Source organism: Jannaschia halovivens, assembly GCF_046452375.1.
Taxonomy (GTDB): Bacteria; Pseudomonadota; Alphaproteobacteria; order Rhodobacterales; family Rhodobacteraceae; genus Jannaschia; species Jannaschia halovivens.
Window position 1 is genome coordinate 1,847,579 of sequence record NZ_JBKFDJ010000001.1, and the last position, 18,715, is coordinate 1,866,293.

The 18,715-nt window shown below is 69.5% G+C and carries 19 protein-coding genes; 5 read left to right on the forward strand and 14 right to left on the reverse strand.

Features of this window, described 5'->3' with window-relative positions; genetic code table 11:
- Nucleotides 1-36: 36 nt before the first annotated feature.
- The 12 genes from ACK8OR_RS09400 to ACK8OR_RS09455 form a co-directional block, all read right to left on the reverse strand.
- Complete coding sequence (locus tag ACK8OR_RS09400) at nucleotides 37-1,467, reverse strand: FAD-binding oxidoreductase (protein WP_410189140.1); 1,431 nt, start codon at nucleotides 1,465-1,467, stop codon at nucleotides 37-39.
- Nucleotides 1,464-2,282, reverse strand: coding sequence for an MBL fold metallo-hydrolase (locus tag ACK8OR_RS09405; protein WP_410189141.1), 819 nt, complete (start codon nucleotides 2,280-2,282; stop codon nucleotides 1,464-1,466). The genes ACK8OR_RS09400 and ACK8OR_RS09405 overlap by 4 nt, the downstream gene beginning before the upstream one ends.
- A 114-nt stretch (nucleotides 2,283-2,396) precedes the next feature.
- A complete protein-coding gene (locus ACK8OR_RS09410) occupies nucleotides 2,397-2,978 on the reverse strand; it encodes a GNAT family N-acetyltransferase (protein WP_298436072.1) in 582 nt (193 codons plus the stop codon).
- Complete coding sequence (locus ACK8OR_RS09415; protein WP_410189142.1) at nucleotides 2,978-4,237, reverse strand: M16 family metallopeptidase; 1,260 nt, start codon at nucleotides 4,235-4,237, stop codon at nucleotides 2,978-2,980. The genes ACK8OR_RS09410 and ACK8OR_RS09415 overlap by 1 nt, the downstream gene beginning before the upstream one ends.
- Nucleotides 4,234-5,619, reverse strand: coding sequence for a threonine synthase (gene thrC, locus ACK8OR_RS09420; RefSeq protein WP_410189143.1), 1,386 nt, complete (start codon nucleotides 5,617-5,619; stop codon nucleotides 4,234-4,236). Before thrC ends, ACK8OR_RS09415 begins: the two co-directional genes overlap by 4 nt.
- Before the next feature lie 11 nt (nucleotides 5,620-5,630).
- Nucleotides 5,631-6,248, reverse strand: a complete 618-nt coding sequence (locus ACK8OR_RS09425; protein ID WP_410189144.1) for an SURF1 family protein — start codon at nucleotides 6,246-6,248, stop codon at nucleotides 5,631-5,633.
- Nucleotides 6,249-6,315: 67 nt separating this feature from the next.
- The gene (locus ACK8OR_RS09430; RefSeq protein ID WP_410189145.1) at nucleotides 6,316-7,116 is read right to left on the reverse strand and encodes a cytochrome c oxidase subunit 3; all 801 of its coding nucleotides are present in this window, start codon (nucleotides 7,114-7,116) and stop codon (nucleotides 6,316-6,318) included.
- A 10-nt stretch (nucleotides 7,117-7,126) separates the two neighbouring features.
- Nucleotides 7,127-7,717 carry a cytochrome c oxidase assembly protein gene (locus ACK8OR_RS09435; protein WP_410189887.1) on the reverse strand — a complete coding sequence of 197 codons (591 nt, stop codon included), beginning with the start codon at nucleotides 7,715-7,717 and terminating at the stop codon, nucleotides 7,127-7,129.
- A complete protein-coding gene (locus ACK8OR_RS09440; RefSeq protein ID WP_410189146.1) occupies nucleotides 7,717-7,908 on the reverse strand; it encodes a hypothetical protein in 192 nt (63 codons plus the stop codon). The genes ACK8OR_RS09435 and ACK8OR_RS09440 overlap by 1 nt, the downstream gene beginning before the upstream one ends.
- Entirely contained in the window at nucleotides 7,908-8,846 is a 939-nt protein-coding gene (gene cyoE / locus ACK8OR_RS09445; RefSeq protein ID WP_410189147.1) for a heme o synthase, read from the reverse strand. Before cyoE ends, ACK8OR_RS09440 begins: the two co-directional genes overlap by 1 nt.
- A gap of 4 nt (nucleotides 8,847-8,850) precedes the next feature.
- Entirely contained in the window at nucleotides 8,851-9,717 is an 867-nt protein-coding gene (gene coxB / locus ACK8OR_RS09450) for a cytochrome c oxidase subunit II (protein ID WP_410189148.1), read from the reverse strand.
- A 239-nt stretch (nucleotides 9,718-9,956) separates the two neighbouring features.
- The gene (locus tag ACK8OR_RS09455) at nucleotides 9,957-10,748 is read right to left on the reverse strand and encodes a class I SAM-dependent methyltransferase (protein WP_410189149.1); all 792 of its coding nucleotides are present in this window, start codon (nucleotides 10,746-10,748) and stop codon (nucleotides 9,957-9,959) included.
- Between the two features lie 169 nt (nucleotides 10,749-10,917).
- Between ACK8OR_RS09455 and tldD the strand changes: the two genes are divergently transcribed.
- The 5 genes from tldD (at nucleotide 10,918) to ACK8OR_RS09480 (ending at nucleotide 17,938) form a co-directional block, all read left to right on the forward strand.
- Nucleotides 10,918-12,339, forward strand: coding sequence for a metalloprotease TldD (gene tldD / locus ACK8OR_RS09460; RefSeq protein WP_410189150.1), 1,422 nt, complete (start codon nucleotides 10,918-10,920; stop codon nucleotides 12,337-12,339).
- A gap of 59 nt (nucleotides 12,340-12,398) precedes the next feature.
- Nucleotides 12,399-13,586, forward strand: a complete 1,188-nt coding sequence (dprA, locus tag ACK8OR_RS09465) for a DNA-processing protein DprA (RefSeq protein WP_410189151.1) — start codon at nucleotides 12,399-12,401, stop codon at nucleotides 13,584-13,586.
- Between the two features lie 257 nt (nucleotides 13,587-13,843).
- Entirely contained in the window at nucleotides 13,844-16,477 is a 2,634-nt protein-coding gene (topA, locus tag ACK8OR_RS09470; RefSeq protein ID WP_410189152.1) for a type I DNA topoisomerase, read from the forward strand.
- A gap of 145 nt (nucleotides 16,478-16,622) precedes the next feature.
- A complete protein-coding gene (locus ACK8OR_RS09475) occupies nucleotides 16,623-17,219 on the forward strand; it encodes a nitroreductase family protein (protein WP_410189153.1) in 597 nt (198 codons plus the stop codon).
- Nucleotides 17,216-17,938, forward strand: coding sequence for an EI24 domain-containing protein (locus ACK8OR_RS09480; RefSeq protein WP_410189154.1), 723 nt, complete (start codon nucleotides 17,216-17,218; stop codon nucleotides 17,936-17,938). The genes ACK8OR_RS09475 and ACK8OR_RS09480 overlap by 4 nt, the downstream gene beginning before the upstream one ends.
- Here ACK8OR_RS09480 and ACK8OR_RS09485 read toward each other — a convergent pair.
- Together ACK8OR_RS09485 and mce are read right to left on the reverse strand one after the other, a co-directional pair.
- The gene (locus ACK8OR_RS09485) at nucleotides 17,889-18,167 is read right to left on the reverse strand and encodes a DUF1467 family protein (RefSeq protein WP_410189155.1); all 279 of its coding nucleotides are present in this window, start codon (nucleotides 18,165-18,167) and stop codon (nucleotides 17,889-17,891) included. The two genes, ACK8OR_RS09480 and ACK8OR_RS09485, sit on opposite strands and share 50 nt — an antisense overlap.
- Nucleotides 18,167-18,589, reverse strand: a complete 423-nt coding sequence (gene mce, locus ACK8OR_RS09490; RefSeq protein WP_410189156.1) for a methylmalonyl-CoA epimerase — start codon at nucleotides 18,587-18,589, stop codon at nucleotides 18,167-18,169. Before mce ends, ACK8OR_RS09485 begins: the two co-directional genes overlap by 1 nt.
- Nucleotides 18,590-18,715: the final 126 nt, after the last annotated feature.

An 18,715-nucleotide genomic window follows, 5' to 3' on the forward strand; every position in this document is an offset into this window, starting at 1 on the left:
GAGGCGTACTTCGTTCTGGGGGCGCGATCCTCGCGTCTAGCGGGCGCGTAACACCGCGCCGGGGTTCATAATTCCCGCCGGATCCAGCGCGTCCTTGATCGCGCGCATCGCCGCCAGCTTCACCGGATCGACGTAGCGCTCGAGGTCGTCGACCTTCAGCCGACCGACGCCGTGCTCGGCGCTGACCGATCCGCCGAATCGATGGACCAGGTCGTGGACGGCGCGCTTGATGTCGTCGCGCTGGTGCTCGTGATCCGCCCGGCTGCGCCCGGGCTGCGGGAACACGTTGTAGTGCAGGTTGCCGTCGCCGACATGCCCGAAGCAGTTGATGCGGAAGTCGCCGATCGCGGCCAGGACGCCGGGCCCCTCGGCGATGAAGGCGGGGATCGCGGCGATGGGCACGCTGATATCGTGGCTGCTGACGGCACCCACGGCGCGGTTCGCCTGCGGGATCGTCTCGCGCAGATGCCAGAAATCGGCGCGCTGCCCTTCGGACTGCGCGATGGTGCCGTCGGTCGCGAGCCCCGCCTCGGCCGCCGCCTCGAACAGCCCTTCCAGCGCGGCCTGCGGATCGCCGGCGGTGCCCAGTCCGAGATCGATCAGGACCGACCAGTCCGGCTCACCCATCGGGCGGCGCACATCCGGCATGTGCTCGGCCACGAAGCGCAGTCCCTCGCCGCCCAGAAGTTCGAAGGCCGAGACCCCCTCGCCGATCCGGTCCCGCGCGAGGTTTAGAAGCGCGATGGCCGCGTCGGGATCCGGCACGACGATAATCGCGGCCCCCGTCTGGACCGGGCGCGGCAGGAGTTTGAGGGAGGCGGCGGTGATGATGCCCAGCGTCCCCTCGGCCCCGATCAGCAGGTGGCGCAGATCGTAGCCGGTGTTGTTCTTCCGCAGGGGCGACAGCCCGTTCAGGATCGAGCCGTCCGGGAGCACCGCCTCGATCCCGAGGCAGAGATCGCGCGCGTTGCCGTAACGCAGGACATTCACCCCGCCCGCATTGGTCGAGAGTATGCCGCCGATCCGGGCCGAGCCCTGCGATGCGATCGAGAGGGGGAACAGGCGGTCCACGCCCTCGGCGGCCTCCTGGACGTGCTGCAGGATCGCGCCGGCCTCGACCACCGCGACGTTCTCAGACGGATCGACCGACCGGATTTCTGACAGTCGTTCCAGTGACAGGATCACCGGGTCGGGCAGATCCTCGGAGACCTGTCCCCCAACGAGGCCGGTGCCGCCGCCATAGGGGACAATACCGACGCGGGCGGCCTGAGCGGCGGCGACGATGGTCGCGACCTCGGCGGTGGATGAGGGCGCGAGAAGCAGGCCGCCGCGGCCGACATAGCGACCCCGCGGCTCCTCGATGTAGCGGGGTTCGAGATCGCGGAAGACAGCGGCCGGAAGGCGCGCGCGCAGGTCGTCGGCGAAGGCGCCGGTCGCGGGGCCCGGATCGGCCGGTCTGGGTGTCATTCGGGCTCCGACAAGAAGGCGGGGCGCAGAACGACGATGGTTGGCCGCGACGGCAAGCTGCGGAGCGATACCTCCATATAAGAGGTGGGCCGCACCTCGACGTCGAAGCTGTCGGACATGTCCGATAGGAACCGGTCGAGCGACCCTTGCCCCCACCAATGCATCGGGATCACGACCGAGGACCTGAGCCGGTCGAGCACCCGCTTGAGCGTCGGCCGGTCCAGCGTCAGCCCGCCATCGACGGGGGCCATCACCACGTCGAGCCGCCCCAGCGCGGCATAGGTTTCCGCATCGGGTTCATGATGCAAATGCCCCAGATGCCCGATGCAGAGCCCGCCGACCTCGAATACGAAGATCGAATTGCCGTTCTCCTCGAACCCTCCGGCGCGGCCGCGGATATCGGTCGAGACGGAGCGGACCAGCATCTCGCCGAGATCGAGGTGATGGCCCACCGGCTCGCCCACGCGATCGGACCAGCCGGGCAGGACATGGGGGATCGCGGGGTCGGGATCGGGCGTCCAATGGGTGATGTGGGCGCGGTTCATGGTCACGATGTCGGGCGTGTCGATGGCCCCGGCGAAACCCGAATAGTCAGTGATCGCGCGCAGACCGCCCGCCGTCTCGATCAGGAACATCGCGTGATCGACATAGTTCAGCCGGACGGTGAATTCGTCGGGCAACGGTGCCCGGTAGGACGCGCGGTGAAGATACTCCACGCCCGGCGCTTCGGCCACGGCGATGCAGTGGCTGGCCCGCCTGTCCTGGGCCTGGGCCAGCGTCGGCAGAAGGAAAAGGAGCACGAGAAGGCGGCGCATGGCGAAAAGGGTAGCACGCAGGCGCGCGGTGCCCAATGCGGCGCGATGACGGGGCCGAAGCCGGGGGCGCCGCCCCCTGGACCCCCGGCATATTTCGGGAACATCGATGGGGGGTCAGCCCTCGACCTTGCCCCGCCGGTCCGAGCGCAGCATCGCGTAGAGCACATGGTTGCGCCATCGGCCCGCGATCTGGAGATAGCTCTGCGCGACGCCCTCGTATTTGAACCCCGCCTTTTCCAGCAGGCCACGCGAGGCCGCGTTTTCCTCGAGACAGGCGGCCTCGAGGCGGCTGAGGTCGAGGCGGCGGAACGCGTGATGCGACAGCGCCACGATGGCCTCGCGCATGTAGCCTTGCCGCGCGTGGGGCTGGCCGATCCAGTAGCCGAGCGTCGCCGATTGCGAGGGTCCGCGCCGGATGTTGTCGAGCGTGATCGCGCCCAGAAGCTGCCCGTCCGTCTTGCGCGTCACGAAGAGCGCCAGCGCGGTGCCCTGCGACTGGCTGCGCTGCGCCCAGTAGACGCGGTTGGTGAAGGATTTCCGGCTCAGGTGATCCGACGCCCAAGCGGGCTCCCACGGTTGCAGGAACGCCGCCGAGCCGTCGCGCAGACCCACCCAGGCGCGGTAGTCGCCATGCTGGGGCAGGCGCATGATCAGGCGGTCGGTTTCGATCCGGGGCTTGCGGAACGACCCGAACATCACGCCGCGAGCCTGCGCGCCAGCGTGCCCGCATCGGGCGCGCGTTCGACCGGGCCATAGAGCGCCAGCGCCGGGGCCTGCGTCGTCAGGGCGGCGGCATGGGCGCGGACGGCGGCGACATCCACCGCGTCGATCCGTCCGATCGCCTCGGACAGCGGCGGCACGCGGTCCCAGACGGCGACGACGCGGGCGAGCCGTTCGGCCCGGCTCGACGGCGACTCGAGCCCCATCAGCATCCCCGACTTCATCTGGGCGCGCGCGCGCGCGATCTCGGCATCGGTCATGTCGTCGGCGGCGCGTTTGAGCTCGTCCATCGTGAGGTGCGCCAGTTCGGCCAAGTCGTCCTCGCCGGTGCCAGCATAGACGGTCAGCAGGCCGGTATCGGAATAGGCGCCGACGCTGGCGAAGATCGTGTAGCAGAGGCCCCGCTTCTCGCGCGCCTCCTGGAACAGCCGCGAGGACATGCCGCCGCCCATCGCGCCCGCAAAGATCTGCGCGGTGTAGATGTCGTCGTCGCGGTAGCCCGGCTGCGCGAAGCCCAGCGCGATATGCGCCTGCTCGAGGTCGCGGACATGCCGCGCCTCGCCGCCGGTGAAGCGCGCGATCTCGACCGCGCCGGGCCGCGTGGGTTCGAGGTGACCGAACAGATCCTCGGCCATCCGCACCAGCGCGTCGTGATCGACCGCCCCCGCCGCCGACAGGATCATCTGCTCGGGGCCGTAATGCTGCGCCGTGAAGCGCTCCAGGTCGGCGCGGTCGAAGGCCGAGACCCGTTCGGTCGGGCCGAGGATCGTGCGGCCGATGGGCTGCTCGGGATAGGCCGCTTCCTGCAGCCAGTCGAAGATGATGTCGTCGGGCGTATCCAGCGCCTGACCGATTTCCTGCAGGATGACGCCGCGCTCGGTCTCGATCTCGCCGGCGTCGAAGATCGGGTTCAGCACGATATCCGCGATCAGGTCCACGGCGAGCGGTACGTCGCTTGCCAGCACCCGCGCGTAATAGGCCGTCACCTCGCGCGAGGTGTAGGCGTTGATGTAGCCGCCCACGTCCTCGATCTCCTCGGCGATCTGCAAGGCCGAACGCCGGGACGTGCCCTTGAACGCCATGTGCTCGAGGAAATGCGCGATGCCGTTCTGCTCGGGGGTCTCGTGGCGACCGCCCGCCCCGACCCAGATACCGACGCTGGCAGATTGTAGGCCGGGCATGTGCTCGGTGACGACGCGGACGCCGTTGGGCAGGCGGTGCAGGCGGGCGGTCATGCGGCGCGGCGCTCCTCGATCACGGCCTCGACGGCGGCGAGGTCGTTCTCGACGCGGGTGACGCGCTCGTCGCGCTCGAAGAGATCACCCATCCGCGGCGGCAGGGCGGGCCGGATGCCCGTCGCCGCCTCGACGGCGTCGGGGAACTTGGCCGGGTGCGCCGTGGCAAGCGTGACCATCGGGGCGGGGCCGAGGTGATCTTCGGCGACCACGACGCCGACGGCGGTGTGCGGACAAAGGAGTTCGCCCGTCCGTGCGAGGGTGTCCGAAATGGCGCGCGAGGTCTCGGCCTCGGAGACGCGGCCCGACACATAGGTTTCGCGCAGCGCCTCGAGCGCGCCCTGGCTGACCGAGAACCCGCCATCCTTCAACTCGTTCATGAGCTGCGCGATGGCCGCACCGTCGCCGCCATAGGCGACGTGCAACGCGCGTTCAAAATTGCTGCTGACCTGGATGTCCATCGAGGGCGAGATCGACGGCTCGACCGTGCCGGGGCGATATTCCCCGGTCGTCAGGCAGCGGTGCAGGATGTCGTTCTGGTTCGTCGCCACGACCAGCTGCTCGATCGGCAGGCCCATCCGCTTGGCGATATGACCCGCGAAGATATCGCCGAAATTGCCCGTGGGCACGGTGAAAGACACCGGGCGGTGCGGCGCGCCCAGCGCCGTGGCGGCGGTGAAGTAGTAGACGACCTGCGCCAGCACGCGGGCGAAGTTGATCGAGTTGACCCCGGCCAGCGCGACCCGGTCGCGGAACGGAAAGTCGTTGAACATGTCCTTCACGCGCGCCTGGCAGTCGTCGAAATGCCCCGTCAGCGCCAGCGCGTGGACGTTGCCCTCGGTCGGCGTGGTCATCTGGCGGCGCTGCACCTCCGAGACGCGGCCATGGGGGTACATGATGAAGACGTCCACCGCGTCGAGGCCGCGGAACGCCTCGATCGCCGCGGATCCCGTGTCGCCGCTCGTGGCGCCCACGATGGTGACGCGGTCGCCCCGGTGGGTCAGCGTATGCTCGAACATCTGGCCGATGAGCTGCATCGCGAAGTCCTTGAAGGCCAGCGTCGGCCCGTGGAACAACTCCAGCAGGTGATGGTTCGGCCCCAGCTGAACCAGCGGCGCGCGGGCGTCGTGGCCGAACCCCGCATAGGCGCGGCTGATCATGTCGGCGAAGTCATCCTCGGCGAACGCCTCGGAGACGAAGGGCCACATGATCCGGTGCGCGACCTCCTCGTAGGACTGGCCCGCCAGCGCGGCGATGTCGCCCTGGGACAGCACCGGCAGGTCTTCGGGCACGTATAGACCGCCGTCGCGGGCGAGCCCGGTCAGCATGGTATCCTCGAAGCCCAGAACGGGGGCCTCGCCACGGGTGGAGACATAGCGCATCGGTGGCTCTCTCAGTCGGTGCGGCGCGTGATACGCCACAGCAGGAACGCTGTCATCCCCAGCCAGACGAGCGCCAAGCCGAACCATTGGATCGCGTATCCGAGATGGTTGTCGGGGATGCCTTCGGATGAGACGGGGATCGGTGTGAAGGCGGTCGCGGGCGTGACGCTCCGGGCGACGATCAGGGGCGTCGAAATCGCCGCGCGTTCGTCCTCGGGCCAGTCGAGATTGCCTTCGACCACAAGCCGCGTGCCGGTGGCAGGCACTTCGGCGGCGGCGTCCTGGGGGTCGGTGCCGGGCGCCCAGGTCCGCGCGCCCAGATCGACGGGGATCGACGCCGCGCCGACCCGCAACCGCACGACCGCCCGCACCCCCGCCCCGAAGCCGCGCCAGGTGTCGAAGACCACGAGCGCGGGCCCGTCCACGACGCCTTCGACCGCCACGGGCAGGTAGAGGTCAGCCGGGCTGCGCGGCGCAATCGGCAGGGCTACGGGCGCCTCGGTGAGCCGCGTCTCGATGGCGGCGATGGTCGCGGCCTTCTCCTCGGCGCGGTTGAGCTGCCAGACGCCCAGCGCCACCAGCACGGCGCCGCCGATGAGCCCGAGCGCAAGGGGAAAGATCAGACGCATGTCGAGGTCTCCAACGAAAGGCGGCGCGGGAGAACCCGCGCCGCGCATGGCCAGACGTGGCGGAGGCTCAGCCGCCCCAGACGTAGACTGCCGCGAAGAGGAAGAGCCAGACGACGTCGACGAAGTGCCAGTACCAGGCCGCCGCCTCGAAGCCGATATGCTTGGCCGGGGTGAAATGCCCCTGCTGGAGCCGCAGGAGGCACACGGCGAGGAAGATCGTTCCGATCAGGACGTGCACCCCGTGGAAGCCCGTCGCCATGAAGAAGTTGGCGCCGTAGATATTGCCCGAGAACCCGAAGGCCGCGTGGCTGTACTCGTAGATCTGGAAGCCCGTGAAGAGCGCGCCCAGTGCGATGGCGAGGATCAGGCCCCACTTCATGTCCTGGCGGTTGTTCTCGTGGACCAAGGCGTGGTGCGCCCAGGTCGCCGCGGCCCCCGAGCAGAGCAGGATCAGCGTGTTGATCAGGGGCAGGTGCCAGGGGTCGAAGGTCTCGATCCCCACGGGCGGCCAGACGCCGTCGATGCCGGGGCTTTCGGGGCCCATCGGGTAGATCGCGTGCTTGAAGAACGACCAAAACCATGCCGCGAAGAACATCACTTCGGACATGATGAAGAAGATGAAGCCGTAGCGCAGGCCGATGCGGACGACCGGCGTGTGATCGCCCGCGTTCGATTCCTTCACCACGTCGGACCACCAGGCGAACATCACGCCGAGGACGCCGACGAACCCGGCCGCGAAAAGCCACGGGCCCGAGCCCTTCATCCACAGCACCGCGCCGATGAGCATGAAGAAGCCCGAGACGGCGCCGATTAAAGGCCAGATCGAGGGCGGCAGGATGTGGTAGTCGTGGTTTTTGGCGTGGGCCATGGTCGTCCCTCTAGTTGGTCGTTCGCACCGCGTCGTCGTCCTGCAACGCGGCGTATTCATCTGGCAAGTCCGTGACGTGGAACGTGTAGGACAGCGTGATCTCCGGGATACCCTTCGCCTCCGGGTCGTCCACGATCGCCGGATCGACATAGAAGGTCACGGGCATCGAGATCGTCTCGCCCGGCATCAGCACCTGCTCCTCGAAGCAGAAGCAGTCGATCTTCACGAAGTGCAACCCCGCAGCATAGGGCGCCACGTTGTAGCTGGCCGTGCCGGCCACCGGAGCATCGGTCGGGTTCGTCGCCTCGTAGAACGCCAGGTGCGTCTCGCCGATGCGGACCTCCATCGAGGTCTGCTCGGGACGGAAATCCCACGGCATGTCCCGCTCGCGCGAGGCGTCGAAGCGCACGAGGACCGTCTGGTCCAGCACCACGTCCGACCCGGCCTCGGCCCGCGCGGTCGTGCCGCCATAGCCCGTAACCCGGCAGAACAGATCGTAGAGCGGCACCGCCGCCCAGCCGAGCGACCCCATCCCGATCACCGTCGCCAGCGTCAGCGCCACGACGCGGCCATTCGCCGTCAGGTCCCGCCACCAGCGCATCATTCCGACGCCTCCGCCTGGCCGGGCACCAGCTGCGGGCGCGCGACATGGTCGAAGCCTTCGCTGAAGCCGCCGGTCTGGATCTTGGCCACGGTGATGCCGAAGACGATCACGATGAACGCGAGGAGCACGCCGAGGATGCCGAAATTGCTCGTCCGCTTGCGCTTGTGGACCTCGTGCTCGACCTGCATCACCAGCCTCCGAAGGGCAGCGCGGCCTCGGCCACGAACACGGCGAAATGCACGAAGAGATAGACGAGCGACCACTTGAAGAGGCGCTTCTCGGCGGCGTGGCCATCGGCCTCGCTATTTGCGTCTGTCCGACGCCAGACCGCGAACGCGTATCGCAGGAACACCGCGTTCAGCCCCAGCGCCACCGCCAGCGTCAGCGGACCGCCAACGCCCGTCGTGGCCGTGAACACCGACACCACGGCAAGACCGAGCGCCCAGAACCAGGTCTGACGGCGCGTCTCGGTCCGGCCGTGGGTCACGGTCAGCATCGGGATGCGCGCGGCGTGGTAGTCGAGCTTCACGAAAAGCGCGAGCGCCCAGAAATGCGGCGGCGTCCACATGAAGATCAGCGCCACCAGCAGCCACGCCTCAAGCGGCGTCGAACCCGTCGCCGCGGCCCAGCCGATCATCGGGGGGAAGGCACCGGCCAGCCCGCCGATCACGGTGTTCCACGACGTCGTGCGCTTGAGCCACATCGAGTAGATCACCGCGTAGAAGAAGATCGTGAAGGCCAGCCAGCCCGCCGCGACCCAGTTCGCCGTCAGGCCCAGCATGACCGCCGACACGCCTGTCAGGAACAGGCCCAGCGCCAGCGCGTCGCCGGGGCTGACCCGGCCCGAGGGGATAGGGCGCTTGCGCGTCCGCTTCATCACCCGGTCGATATCGGCATCGAACCACATGTTGAGCGCGGCCGACGCGCCCGCCCCGATCGCGATCCAGAGGATCGAGGTCGCGCCCAGCACGGGATGCACGCTGCCCGGTGCCACGAGCAGGCCCACCAGCGCGGTGAAGACCGACAGCGACATCAGGCGCGGCTTCAGAAGCTGCCAATAGTCGCGCAGACCCGCCTCGTCGGAGGCGGGCCGCGGGGTCGCGATATGGAGGCTGGCGTCGGTCAAGCGCTTACCAGGTGACCAGCTCGTCGGCCTTCATCGCCGTAAGCCACGCCTGATACGCCTCGTCCGAGACGACCTTCACCGTGATGGGCATGTAGGCATGCGCGATACCGCAGAGCTCCGAGCACTGGCCGAAATAGACGCCCTCCTGCTCGGCGCGGAACCACAGCTGTGCGAGGCGGCCGGGAATGCCGTCCTGCTTCACGCCGAAGGACGGGATCGTCCAGGAGTGGATGACGTCGCCGCCGGTGACCTGCATCACGACCGTCGCACCCACGGGCACGACGACCGACGTGTCGGTGGCCAGCAGGAACTGGTCGTCCGAGTAACCGGCCTCCTGCAGCTGGGCCGAGACCTCCTCGGTCATCATGTTCCCGGAATCCGCGCCGATCATGTAGCTGGAGAACTGGATGCCGTCCTCTTCGGGGTATTCGTAATCCCAGTACCACTGGTAGCCCGTGACCTTCACGACCACATCGCCCTCGGGAATGCGCTGCTGGTCGAACAGCACCGGGAGGGAGAAGGCGCCGATGACCACGAGGATCACGATCGGCACCACCGTCCATGTCACCTCGAGCGGCGAGTTGTGCGTGAAGCGCGCGGGCTCGGGGTTGGACTTGCGGTTGTAGCGGATGACGACCCAAGCCAGCAGGCCCGTCACGAAGAGCGCGATCACCGTGATGATCACCAGAAGGAAAGCGTCTAGCCAGTGGATCTCGGCGGCCAGCGACGTGGTGGCGGGTTGAAAGCCGATGCCGCCCTCCTGCGGGGTGCCGATGATCGGCAAGTCGCCGAGGAAGCCCTGCGCGGCGGCGGGAATGGCGGTGAGCGCGAGCGTGACGGCGGCGAGCGCGGCCTTCGGGGCGTGGATCATTCTCTTACGTCCTGTCTGTCGGAATCGGGGCGGTTCGGATTTCGCCCCCCTGCGTCCTAGGCCGGGGTAAGACCATATCGGACGGGTCGGATGCAAGGCCCCGGTGGCCCTGTGTCGCACCCGCGACACGCCGGGCGGACCGGCCTTCAGGTGCCCCCGTGGCGCCGCCCCGATGCGGGCCGCCGATCCGCCGAACCGCGCCCGCGATCCGGTCCGATCCGCCTTGTGCCCGTCGGGCCTCAACCGCGCCCGGACACCACGTGCACCGCGTCGGCATAAGTCATCCGGTCGCCCTCGATATGGTCGGCCATCGCTGCCGCGACGCTCGCCACCAACGCGGCCCGCCTGTCCTCGGGCAGGGCCAGAAAGGCCCCGGCGATCGGCATCGACTGCAGATGCTGTGGCACGAAGGTCTCGGGCGCGGGGACGTCGATCTCCAGCTTCTGCCGCGTGACCAACACCGCTTCGAATCCCGCATCGCGCACCGCGCGCTCCAGGGCCTCGGCGGTCGGGGTCTCGCGCTGGGCGCGCTGCATCGCCGCGGCCTCGGCCGAGATATGCGTGGCGACGGCATCGCAGAGCGCCTCGGTATAGGCGCTGTGCCCCGCCCAGATCGAGAACACCATCGCACCGCCGGGCGAAAGCAGCCGCCGAAACTCGCGCAGGGCGGCGGGCTTGTCGGGGAAGTAGTGATAGCCGTGCTGCGACAGGATCACGTCGAAGCTTCCCGAGGGCAGCCCGCTGCCCGTGACGTCGGCGTGGATCCAGCGGATGTCGCGTCCCTCGGCCAGCTCCGCCGCCGTGACCAGCATCCCTTCATTGTTGTCGAGCCCGACGACGTGCCCCTCGGGGCCCAGCGCGTCATGGACCATCCGCGTCGTGACGCCGGTGCCGCAGGCGATGTCGAGCACCCGCGCATCCGCCGCGAGGTCGAGCGTCCCGACCAGCGCCTCGGCCCAGCGCCCGAACCAGAGCGGCACCAGCACCGTCTCGTAGATCTGCGGTCCTTCGCCCTGAAGCTGAAAGCTCATCGCCGTCTCCCCCATCCTCTCCCGCGCCCGAGCCTAGCGGCGAAACCCGCCTCTGGCGACCACGGCACAAGGGCGGTGCGCGCACCCGCCGCGCCCAAACTGGCGACAGCGTCTGGGGTCCGGCGCGCCGACGTCCTATCTATGCGGGAACCGTGACCGGAGACGCCCCATGACCGATGCCCCTTTCCGCCCCTTCGAGACCCTGCTCGATCGCGAGGCCGCACTGGCCACCTTGCGCGCCGCCACTGCCGGTGCCGATGACGGCGAGCTCTTTCTCGAGCGGCGGCGCTCCGAGGTGGTGGTGTTCGATGACGGCCGGGTGAAGACGGCCAGCTACGACGCCTCCGAGGGGTTTGGCCTGCGCGCGGTGCGGGGTGAGACGGCCGGCTACGCCCATTCGACCGAAATCTCCGAAGAGGCGCTGACCCGCGCCTCCGAGACCGTGCGCCTCGCCGTGGGCGACGGCGGCGGCACGCTTGCGGACGCGCCCGCGCGTACCAACCGGCGGCTCTATGGCGACGACGACCCGATCGCGGGCGCGGCCTTCGCCGTAAAGCTCGACACCCTGCGCGAGATCGACGCCTTCGCCCGCGCGCTCGACCCCCGCGTCGTGCAGGTCAGCGCTTCCATGGCCGCCTCGCATCAGGAGGTGGAGATCCTTCGCCCCGAGGGCCTGTCGGTCACGGATGTGCGCCCGATGGTTCGCCTCAACGTCTCGATCATTGTCGAGGAGGGGGGCCGCCGCGAAAGCGGCTCGGCCGGGGGCGGCGGGCGCATCGGGCTGACCGGGCTGATGACCCGCGACCATTGGGAGGGCGTCGCGCGCGAAGCGCTGCGGATCGCCGTCGTGAACCTCTCGGCCATCCCCGCCCCCGCGGGCGTGATGGACGTCGCCCTCGGCGCGGGCTGGCCCGGCATCCTTCTGCACGAGGCGGTGGGCCACGGGCTGGAAGGCGACTTCAACCGCAAGGGCCAGTCGGCCTTCGCGGGCCTGATGGGGCAGCGCGTCGCGTCGCCGGGCGTCACCGTGCTCGACGACGGCACGATCCCCGACCGGCGCGGGTCCATCAGCGTCGACGACGAGGGGACGCCCTCGGGGAAGAACACCCTGATCGAGGACGGCATCCTCGTGGGCTACATGCAGGACCGCCAGAGCGCGCGGCTGATGGGTGTGGCCCCGACCGGGAACGGACGGCGCGAAAGCTATGCCCATGCGCCGATGACGCGGATGACCAACACCTACATGCTGGGCGGCAACGCCGATCCGGCTGGGATCGTGGGCGATGTGAAGGACGGCATCTATGCCGTGGGCTTCGGCGGCGGTCAGGTCGACATCACCAACGGCAAGTTCGTCTTCTCCTGCACCGAGGCCTACCGCGTGACGAACGGCGTCGTCGGCGCCCCGGTCAAGGGCGCGACCCTGATCGGCGACGGCGCGACGGCGCTCAAGGGCATCCGTGCCATCGGCAACGACATGGCGCTGGACCCGGGGATGGGGAATTGCGGCAAGGCGGGTCAATGGGTGCCGGTGGGCGTGGGCCAGCCGACACTGCTGATCGGCGGCCTGACGGTGGGCGGCTCGGCAGCCTGACGCGCGAGATCGCGCCGCGTTAACCGTTTGGCAACGCCCCCGCGGCGATGCTCGGGGCCATGGATGACGCGATTCCCGACCTGCTGGACGCGGCCCGCGGCTTCTCCGAGGCGCCGCTGCCGCTTTTCGATGCGCCCCCGCCGCAGGACGAACTCTTCGCACGGCTCCGGCTGGCGCGATCGCGGCGGGTCGGCCCGGCCACCTTCCGACGCCTGATCGCCGCGCATGGCGATGCCGTCGCCGCGCTGGCGGCCCTTCCGGCTCTGGCCGCGGCGGCGGGCGACACGTCCTACGCCCCCGCGACCGAGGCCGAGATCCGTCGCGAGATCCGGGCCGCCAAGGCCGCGGGCGCGCGGCTCCTGACCCTGGGCGCGCCGGGCTTTCCCCATCGCCTGGCGCAGGTGGGCGACGCGCCGCCGGTGCTCTGGTGCCAGGGCGACCCGAAGCTTCTGACCCGGCGCAGCGTCGCGGTCGTCGGCACGCGGAACGCCTCGTCCCTGGCGCTCCGTATGGCCCGCGCATTGGGCCGCGCCCTGTCCGAGGCGGGCGTGACCGTGGTCTCGGGGCTTGCGCGCGGCGTCGACACCGCCGCCCACACCGCCGCGCTGGACGGCGGGACGGTTGCCGTCCACGCAGGCGGGCTCGACCGGGTGTACCCCGCCGAGAATTCCGAGCTCGCGTCCGCGATCGCCGCGGCGGGCTGCGCGCTCTCCGAGCGACCCTTCGGCCTGCACCCGACGGCGCGCGACTTCCCGCGCCGCAACCGCATCGTGTCGGGCGTGGCGCAGGCCGTCGTCGTGGTCGAGGCGGCGGCACGCTCGGGCTCAATGATTACGGCGCGCGACGCGCTCGACCAGGGGCGCGAGGTGATGGCCGTGCCCGGCCACCCATTCGACACCCGTGCGTCCGGCTGCAACCTTCTGCTGCGCGACGGTGCGACGCTGGTGCGCGGGGCCGAGGACGTGCTGGACCTGCTCGATGGGCTGATGCGTGATGCACCCCGGCGCCCCGCGCCGGCATCCGACACCCAGCCGGCCGTACCCGCCGCGACCGCTGGCGACGCGACAGCGCTGCGCGCCCGCATCCTGTCGCTCCTGTCGCCGGTTCCCGTGGCCGAGGATCAGCTTCGCCGCGACCTCGCGCCGGGCGGCGAGGCCGACGCGCGGGCGGTCGCGGCACAGCTCTCGGAGCTGGAACTCGCAGGCGAGATCGCGCGCCGGCCCGGCGGGTCGCTCGTCCGCCTCTAGCCGGTCCAGAACCGCGACGGCAGGGGCCGTGCCCGCCCGCATGGCGCACCCCGGCGAAGGCGCCCGACCCCGGTCCGATCGGTCGGTGCCCGGGCCGAAATCCCGCATTCCAGCGCCCCGTCTCGCGGACGCGCGCGGCGTCCGATCGCCCGACCGGCCCTCCCATTGACAATCCGCCGGGACCCCCCACATGGTCCGCCGCCCAAGGGGGATCGCCACCGCGTACCCCGTCCGACCCCAGCCCGAGGTTCCGCCCCATGCCCGTCGTCGTCGTCGAATCCCCGGCCAAGGCCAAGACCATCAACGGCTATCTGGGGTCCGATTACACGGTGCTGGCCAGCTACGGCCACGTCCGCGATCTTGTGGGCAAGGACGGGTCGGTCGATACCGACGACTGGGGCATGACCTGGGAGGTGCCTGCGGATTCGAAGAAGCGGATCAAGGATATCGCGGACGCACTGGCCGACGATCCGAACCTGATCCTCGCCACCGACCCCGACCGCGAGGGCGAGGCCATCTCCTGGCACCTGCAGGAGGCGCTGCTGAACCGGCGCGGCATCAAGAAGGACATGCCCGTCAGCCGGGTCGCCTTCAACGCCATCACCAAGACCGCCGTGCAGGAGGCCATCGCCAACCCGCGCGAGATCGACACCCCGCTCGTCCACGCCTACCTGGCGCGCCGCGCGCTCGACTACCTCGTGGGGTTCAACCTGAGCCCGGTGCTCTGGCGCAAGCTGCCCGGTGCCAAGTCGGCGGGCCGCGTCCAGTCGGTCAGCCTGCGCCTGATCGTCGAGCGCGAGATGGAGATCGAGGCCTTCGATCCGCGCGAATACTGGTCCGTCCGCGCCATGCTCGAGACGCCGCGCGGCCAGACCTTCGAGGCACGGCTGGTGGCGCTCGCGGGCAAGAAGCTCGACCGGTTCGACCTCGCCGACGCGACCCAGGCCGAGCTGGCCGTGCAGGCCGTCGAGAGCCGCGATCTTTCGGTCACGAGCGTCGAGGCCAAGCCCGGCACCCGCAACCCCAGCCCGCCCTTCATGACCTCGACCCTGCAACAGGAAGCCAGCCGCAAGTTCGGCATGGGCGCCAAGGCGGCGATGTCCACCGCGCAGCGGCTCTATGAAGCGGGGCACATCACCTACATGCGGACCGACGGCATCGACATGGCCTCGGAGGCCGTCCACGCCGCTCGCGACGCCATCGCCGACCGCTACGGCAAGGACTACGTGCCGGGCAGCCCCCGCATGTACAAGAACAAGGCCAAGAACGCGCAGGAAGCGCATGAGTGTATCCGTCCCACCGACATGACCAAGGCCGCGGGCGACCTGCGGCTCGAGGCGGACCAGAAGAAGCTTTACGACCTGATCTGGAAGCGCACGCTCGCCAGCCAGATGGAGGCCGCGCGGCTGGAGCGGACGACCGTGACGATCGCCGACCGCGACGAACAGGTGGAGCTGCGTGCGACGGGGCAGGTCGTGGCCTTCGAGGGATTCATGAAGGTCTATACCGAAGGGCGCGACGACGAGACCGAGGCGTCGGAGGACGACAAGCGCCTGCCCGCCATCCACGAGGGCGACGCGGCCAGGAAGGTCGCGGCCTACGCGGACGAGACTTCGGACAACCAGCTCGTGAAGGCGCCGTCGAACGCGGTCCTCGGACAGCAGAGTTTCACCCAGCCGCCGCCCCGCTACACCGAGGCGACGCTGGTCAAGAAGATGGAGGAGCTCGGCATCGGGCGACCCTCGACCTATGCCAGCATCCTCGGGACGATCGTCGACCGCGGCTATGTCCGCAAGGAGGGCAACCGGCTCTTCCCCGAGGATCAGGGGCGGCTCGTCACCGCGTTCCTGTCGAACTACTTCCGGCGCTACGTGGGCTACGACTTCACTGCCGGCCTCGAGGACGAACTCGACCAGGTTTCGGCGGGGGACGCGAATTACAAGGACGTGCTCGGGAGGTTCTGGCGCGACTTCAAGGCCGCGGTGGACGAGACGGCGGAGCTGCGGATCACCGACGTGCTGGAGAAGATCAACGAGGTGCTCGAGCCGCATCTCTTCCCCGACAAGGGCGACGGCACCGATCCGCGTCTCTGCCCGCGCTGCGAAGAGGGGCGCCTGTCGATGCGCACGGCCCGTTCGGGCGGCGCGTTCATCGGCTGCGGCCGCTATCCCGAGTGCAAGTACACCCGCCCCTTCGGCCCGCCGGGCATGGAGGGCGAGCAGACGGGCGAGGACCGGATGCTAGGGGTCGAGCCCGAGAGCGGGCTGGAAGTCTGGCTGAAGTCGGGCCGCTTCGGGCCCTACGTCCAGCTGGGCGAGAAGACCGACGAGAATCCCAAGCCCAAGCGTTCCAGCCTGCCCAAGATGTGGGCGCCCGAGGCGCTGGACCTCGACCGGGGCCTGCAGCTCCTGTCGCTGCCCCGGCAGGTCGGCATGCATCCCGAGGACGGCCAGCCCATCGAGACCAATCTCGGCCGCTACGGGCCCTACGTGATGCACAAGCGCCCCGAGGACGCCAAGCCCGTCTACGCCAACCTCGCCGACGAGGAGGAGGTCTTCACCATCGGCATGAACCGCGCCGTCGAGGTGCTAGCCGAGAAGCGCGCCAATCCGCGCGGCGCGGGGCGACAGGCGGCCAAGGCGCTGCGCGACCTGGGCGAGCATCCCGAGAACGGCGGCGCGATGGCCGTGATGGAAGGCCGGTTCGGGCCGTACGTGAAGTGGGAAAAGGTGAACGCGACGCTCCCGAAGGACGTCTCGCCCGAGGAGTTGACGGTGGCGCAAGCGGTCGAACTGATCGACGCGAAGGCCGCCAAGAAGAAGCCTGCCCGGAAGGGTGCGGCGAAGAAGCCCGCCGCCAAGAAAAAGCCGGCGGCCAAGAAGGCGGGCTGACGGCCGGTCGAAGCGCGGACATCGTCTCGCGCAGTCGGCCGTCGGTCTCGCACGGGACCGCATGTGCCTGCGCCGCCGGAACGGGCCATCCGCGCACAGCGCCTGCGCGCTTGAAACCGGCGCGCGCGGGGCTGACATAGCGACCATGACGCACAGCATTCCCCCACTCGCTCCCAATGCCGAGGCCACCGCCTTCCTCGCGGCCCGCCGCTCCCGTCCGGCCAAGACGCTTGCGGCCCCCGCGCCCGATCGTGCCGCCTTGTCAGCCATCCTCGAAACCGCGCTTCGCGTGCCCGATCACGGCAAGCTCGAACCCTGGCGGCTGGTGGTGCTGTCGGGCGCGGCGCTCGACCGGCTCGCGGCCCTGACCGAGCGGCTGGGCCGCGCGCGCGGTCTCGATCCCGAGCACACGGCAAAGGCCCGTGCCATGTTCGACGCGGCCCCCGGCATGGTGGGCGTGATCTCGGACCCCCTGCCGTCCGGGAAGATCCCGCAGGTCGAACAGATCCTCAGCGCCGGGGCGCTCTGCCACAACCTCGTCTGCGCGGCGCAGGCGGCGGGCTGGGGGGCCAACTGGCTTTCGGGCTGGATGGCCACGGATACCGATTTCCTGCGCGACGGCTTCGACATCGAACCGCCCGCCTTCCTCGCCGGGCTGATCGTTCTGGGGACCGAGACGGTCGTGCCGCCCGAACGGCCCCGCCCCGATCCGCAGGCCAAGATCGCCTGGGTCGACGCATGATCCGCAACCTGACGCTGGCCCTCGGCCAACTGACCGATCCGCGCTTTCGCGGCGTGCTGCTGGCCGGGATCGGCCTGTCGGCGGTGCTCCTGATCGGCTTCTCGGTGCTTCTCGTGTGGGGGGCGCAATGGCTGGTCGGGCCGACCGTGACGCTGCCGTGGCTGGGCGAGGTGACCTGGCTCGATAACGCGGCGGGCTGGGCGGTCGTACCCTTCACGCTGATCGCGTCGGTCTTCTTGATGGTGCCCGTGGCCTCGGCCTTCACGGGCCTTTTCCTCGACCGGATCGCGCAGGCTGTCGAGGACCGGCACTATCCCGGCCTGCCCCCCGCCCGCGCGCAGGGCTGGCTCGAAATGGCGCGCGAGAGTGCGGGGTTTCTCGGTCTCGTCATCGGGGCGAACATCCTCGCGCTGATCGCCTATCTCGTACTGGCGCCCTTCGCGCTCCTGATCTTCTGGGGGGTCAACGGGTTCCTGCTCGGCCGCGAATACGCGCAGCTCGTCGCGCTCCGCCATCTCAGCCGGGACGAGGCCGCGGCCTTCCGCACCCGCCACCGCGCGCAGATCTGGGCCACGGGCATCCTCATGGCCATCCCGCTTTCGGTTCCGATCCTGAACCTTCTGGTACCGGTGGTGGGGGCCGCGACCTTCACCCACCTCTTTCACCGCATCAATCGCGGATCGGCCGCCCCGTCACGGCGCGAATCCCGTCGATCGTGATGTGCCCCGAGGTGATTAGCCAGATCATCGGCACCCAGATCGCCAGGGCGATCGCCGTCGCCCAGGCCATCCGGCGATAGACCCCGATCGGACGTTCGGGGGTCGAGGCGTGGGTGCCGCGCGTGACCTCGCCCGCGTCGCCCTGGGTGCGCTGGCCGACCTGAAGCCCGATCATGAAGACCATCGCCCAGATCATCGCGAAGACCACGAAAGCCGAGAAGATGGACATCAGACGGCCTCCGCCGCGGGCACCTGCTCCAGCTCGACCAGCGTGCCCGTGAAATCCTTCGGATGCAGGAACAGAACCGGGTTGCCATGCGCCCCGATCTTCGGCTCGCCGGTCCCGAGGACGCGCGCGCCGGACGCCGTCAACGCGTCGCGCGCCGCAAGGATATCCTCGACCTCGTAGCAGATGTGATGGATGCCGCCCGAGGGGTTCTTCTCGAGAAAACCCGCGATAGGCGAGCCGTCGCCCAGCGGATGCAGAAGCTCGATCTTGGTGTTCGGCAGCTCGATGAAGACCACCGTCACGCCGTGATCCGGCTCGTCCTGCGGCGGGTTCACATGGGCGCCCAGCGTGTCGCGGTACTGCGCCGCAGCCGCGTCCAGGTCCGGCACCGCGATGGCCACGTGGTTCAGTCGTCCGATCATCGCAGCGCCCCCTTGGTCCGCATTCGGGGGGCGTTATGGGCAGGACGGCGCGGCGCCGCAAGCCGCGCCGCGGACATGTTCACGCTTTGTTAGGACTGACGGCGCAATTCTGGCGGGGAGCAGACA

What these genes read in the sequence shown, in the direction of transcription:
- ACK8OR_RS09425 (WP_410189144.1), bottom strand. Translation starts at nt 6,248, where the DNA reads ATGCGTCTGATCTTTCCCCTTGCGCTCGGGCTCATCGGCGGCGCCGTG.
- ACK8OR_RS09400 (WP_410189140.1), bottom strand. Translation starts at nt 1,467, where the DNA reads ATGACACCCAGACCGGCCGATCCGGGCCCCGCGACCGGCGCCTTCGCC.
- ACK8OR_RS09455 (WP_410189149.1), bottom strand. Translation starts at nt 10,748, where the DNA reads ATGAGCTTTCAGCTTCAGGGCGAAGGACCGCAGATCTACGAGACGGTG.
- ACK8OR_RS09410 (WP_298436072.1), bottom strand. Translation starts at nt 2,978, where the DNA reads ATGTTCGGGTCGTTCCGCAAGCCCCGGATCGAAACCGACCGCCTGATC.
- ACK8OR_RS09430 (WP_410189145.1), bottom strand. Translation starts at nt 7,116, where the DNA reads ATGGCCCACGCCAAAAACCACGACTACCACATCCTGCCGCCCTCGATC.
- tldD (WP_410189150.1), top strand. Translation starts at nt 10,918, where the DNA reads ATGACCGATGCCCCTTTCCGCCCCTTCGAGACCCTGCTCGATCGCGAG.
- ACK8OR_RS09485 (WP_410189155.1), bottom strand. Translation starts at nt 18,167, where the DNA reads ATGTCCATCTTCTCGGCTTTCGTGGTCTTCGCGATGATCTGGGCGATG.
- coxB (WP_410189148.1), bottom strand. Translation starts at nt 9,717, where the DNA reads ATGATCCACGCCCCGAAGGCCGCGCTCGCCGCCGTCACGCTCGCGCTC.
- ACK8OR_RS09435 (WP_410189887.1), bottom strand. Translation starts at nt 7,717, where the DNA reads ATGCGCTGGTGGCGGGACCTGACGGCGAATGGCCGCGTCGTGGCGCTG.
- topA (WP_410189152.1), top strand. Translation starts at nt 13,844, where the DNA reads ATGCCCGTCGTCGTCGTCGAATCCCCGGCCAAGGCCAAGACCATCAAC.
- ACK8OR_RS09480 (WP_410189154.1), top strand. Translation starts at nt 17,216, where the DNA reads ATGATCCGCAACCTGACGCTGGCCCTCGGCCAACTGACCGATCCGCGC.
- ACK8OR_RS09405 (WP_410189141.1), bottom strand. Translation starts at nt 2,282, where the DNA reads ATGCGCCGCCTTCTCGTGCTCCTTTTCCTTCTGCCGACGCTGGCCCAG.
- thrC (WP_410189143.1), bottom strand. Translation starts at nt 5,619, where the DNA reads ATGCGCTATGTCTCCACCCGTGGCGAGGCCCCCGTTCTGGGCTTCGAG.
- dprA (WP_410189151.1), top strand. Translation starts at nt 12,399, where the DNA reads ATGGATGACGCGATTCCCGACCTGCTGGACGCGGCCCGCGGCTTCTCC.
- ACK8OR_RS09475 (WP_410189153.1), top strand. Translation starts at nt 16,623, where the DNA reads ATGACGCACAGCATTCCCCCACTCGCTCCCAATGCCGAGGCCACCGCC.
- ACK8OR_RS09440 (WP_410189146.1), bottom strand. Translation starts at nt 7,908, where the DNA reads ATGCAGGTCGAGCACGAGGTCCACAAGCGCAAGCGGACGAGCAATTTC.
- ACK8OR_RS09415 (WP_410189142.1), bottom strand. Translation starts at nt 4,237, where the DNA reads ATGACCGCCCGCCTGCACCGCCTGCCCAACGGCGTCCGCGTCGTCACC.
- mce (WP_410189156.1), bottom strand. Translation starts at nt 18,589, where the DNA reads ATGATCGGACGACTGAACCACGTGGCCATCGCGGTGCCGGACCTGGAC.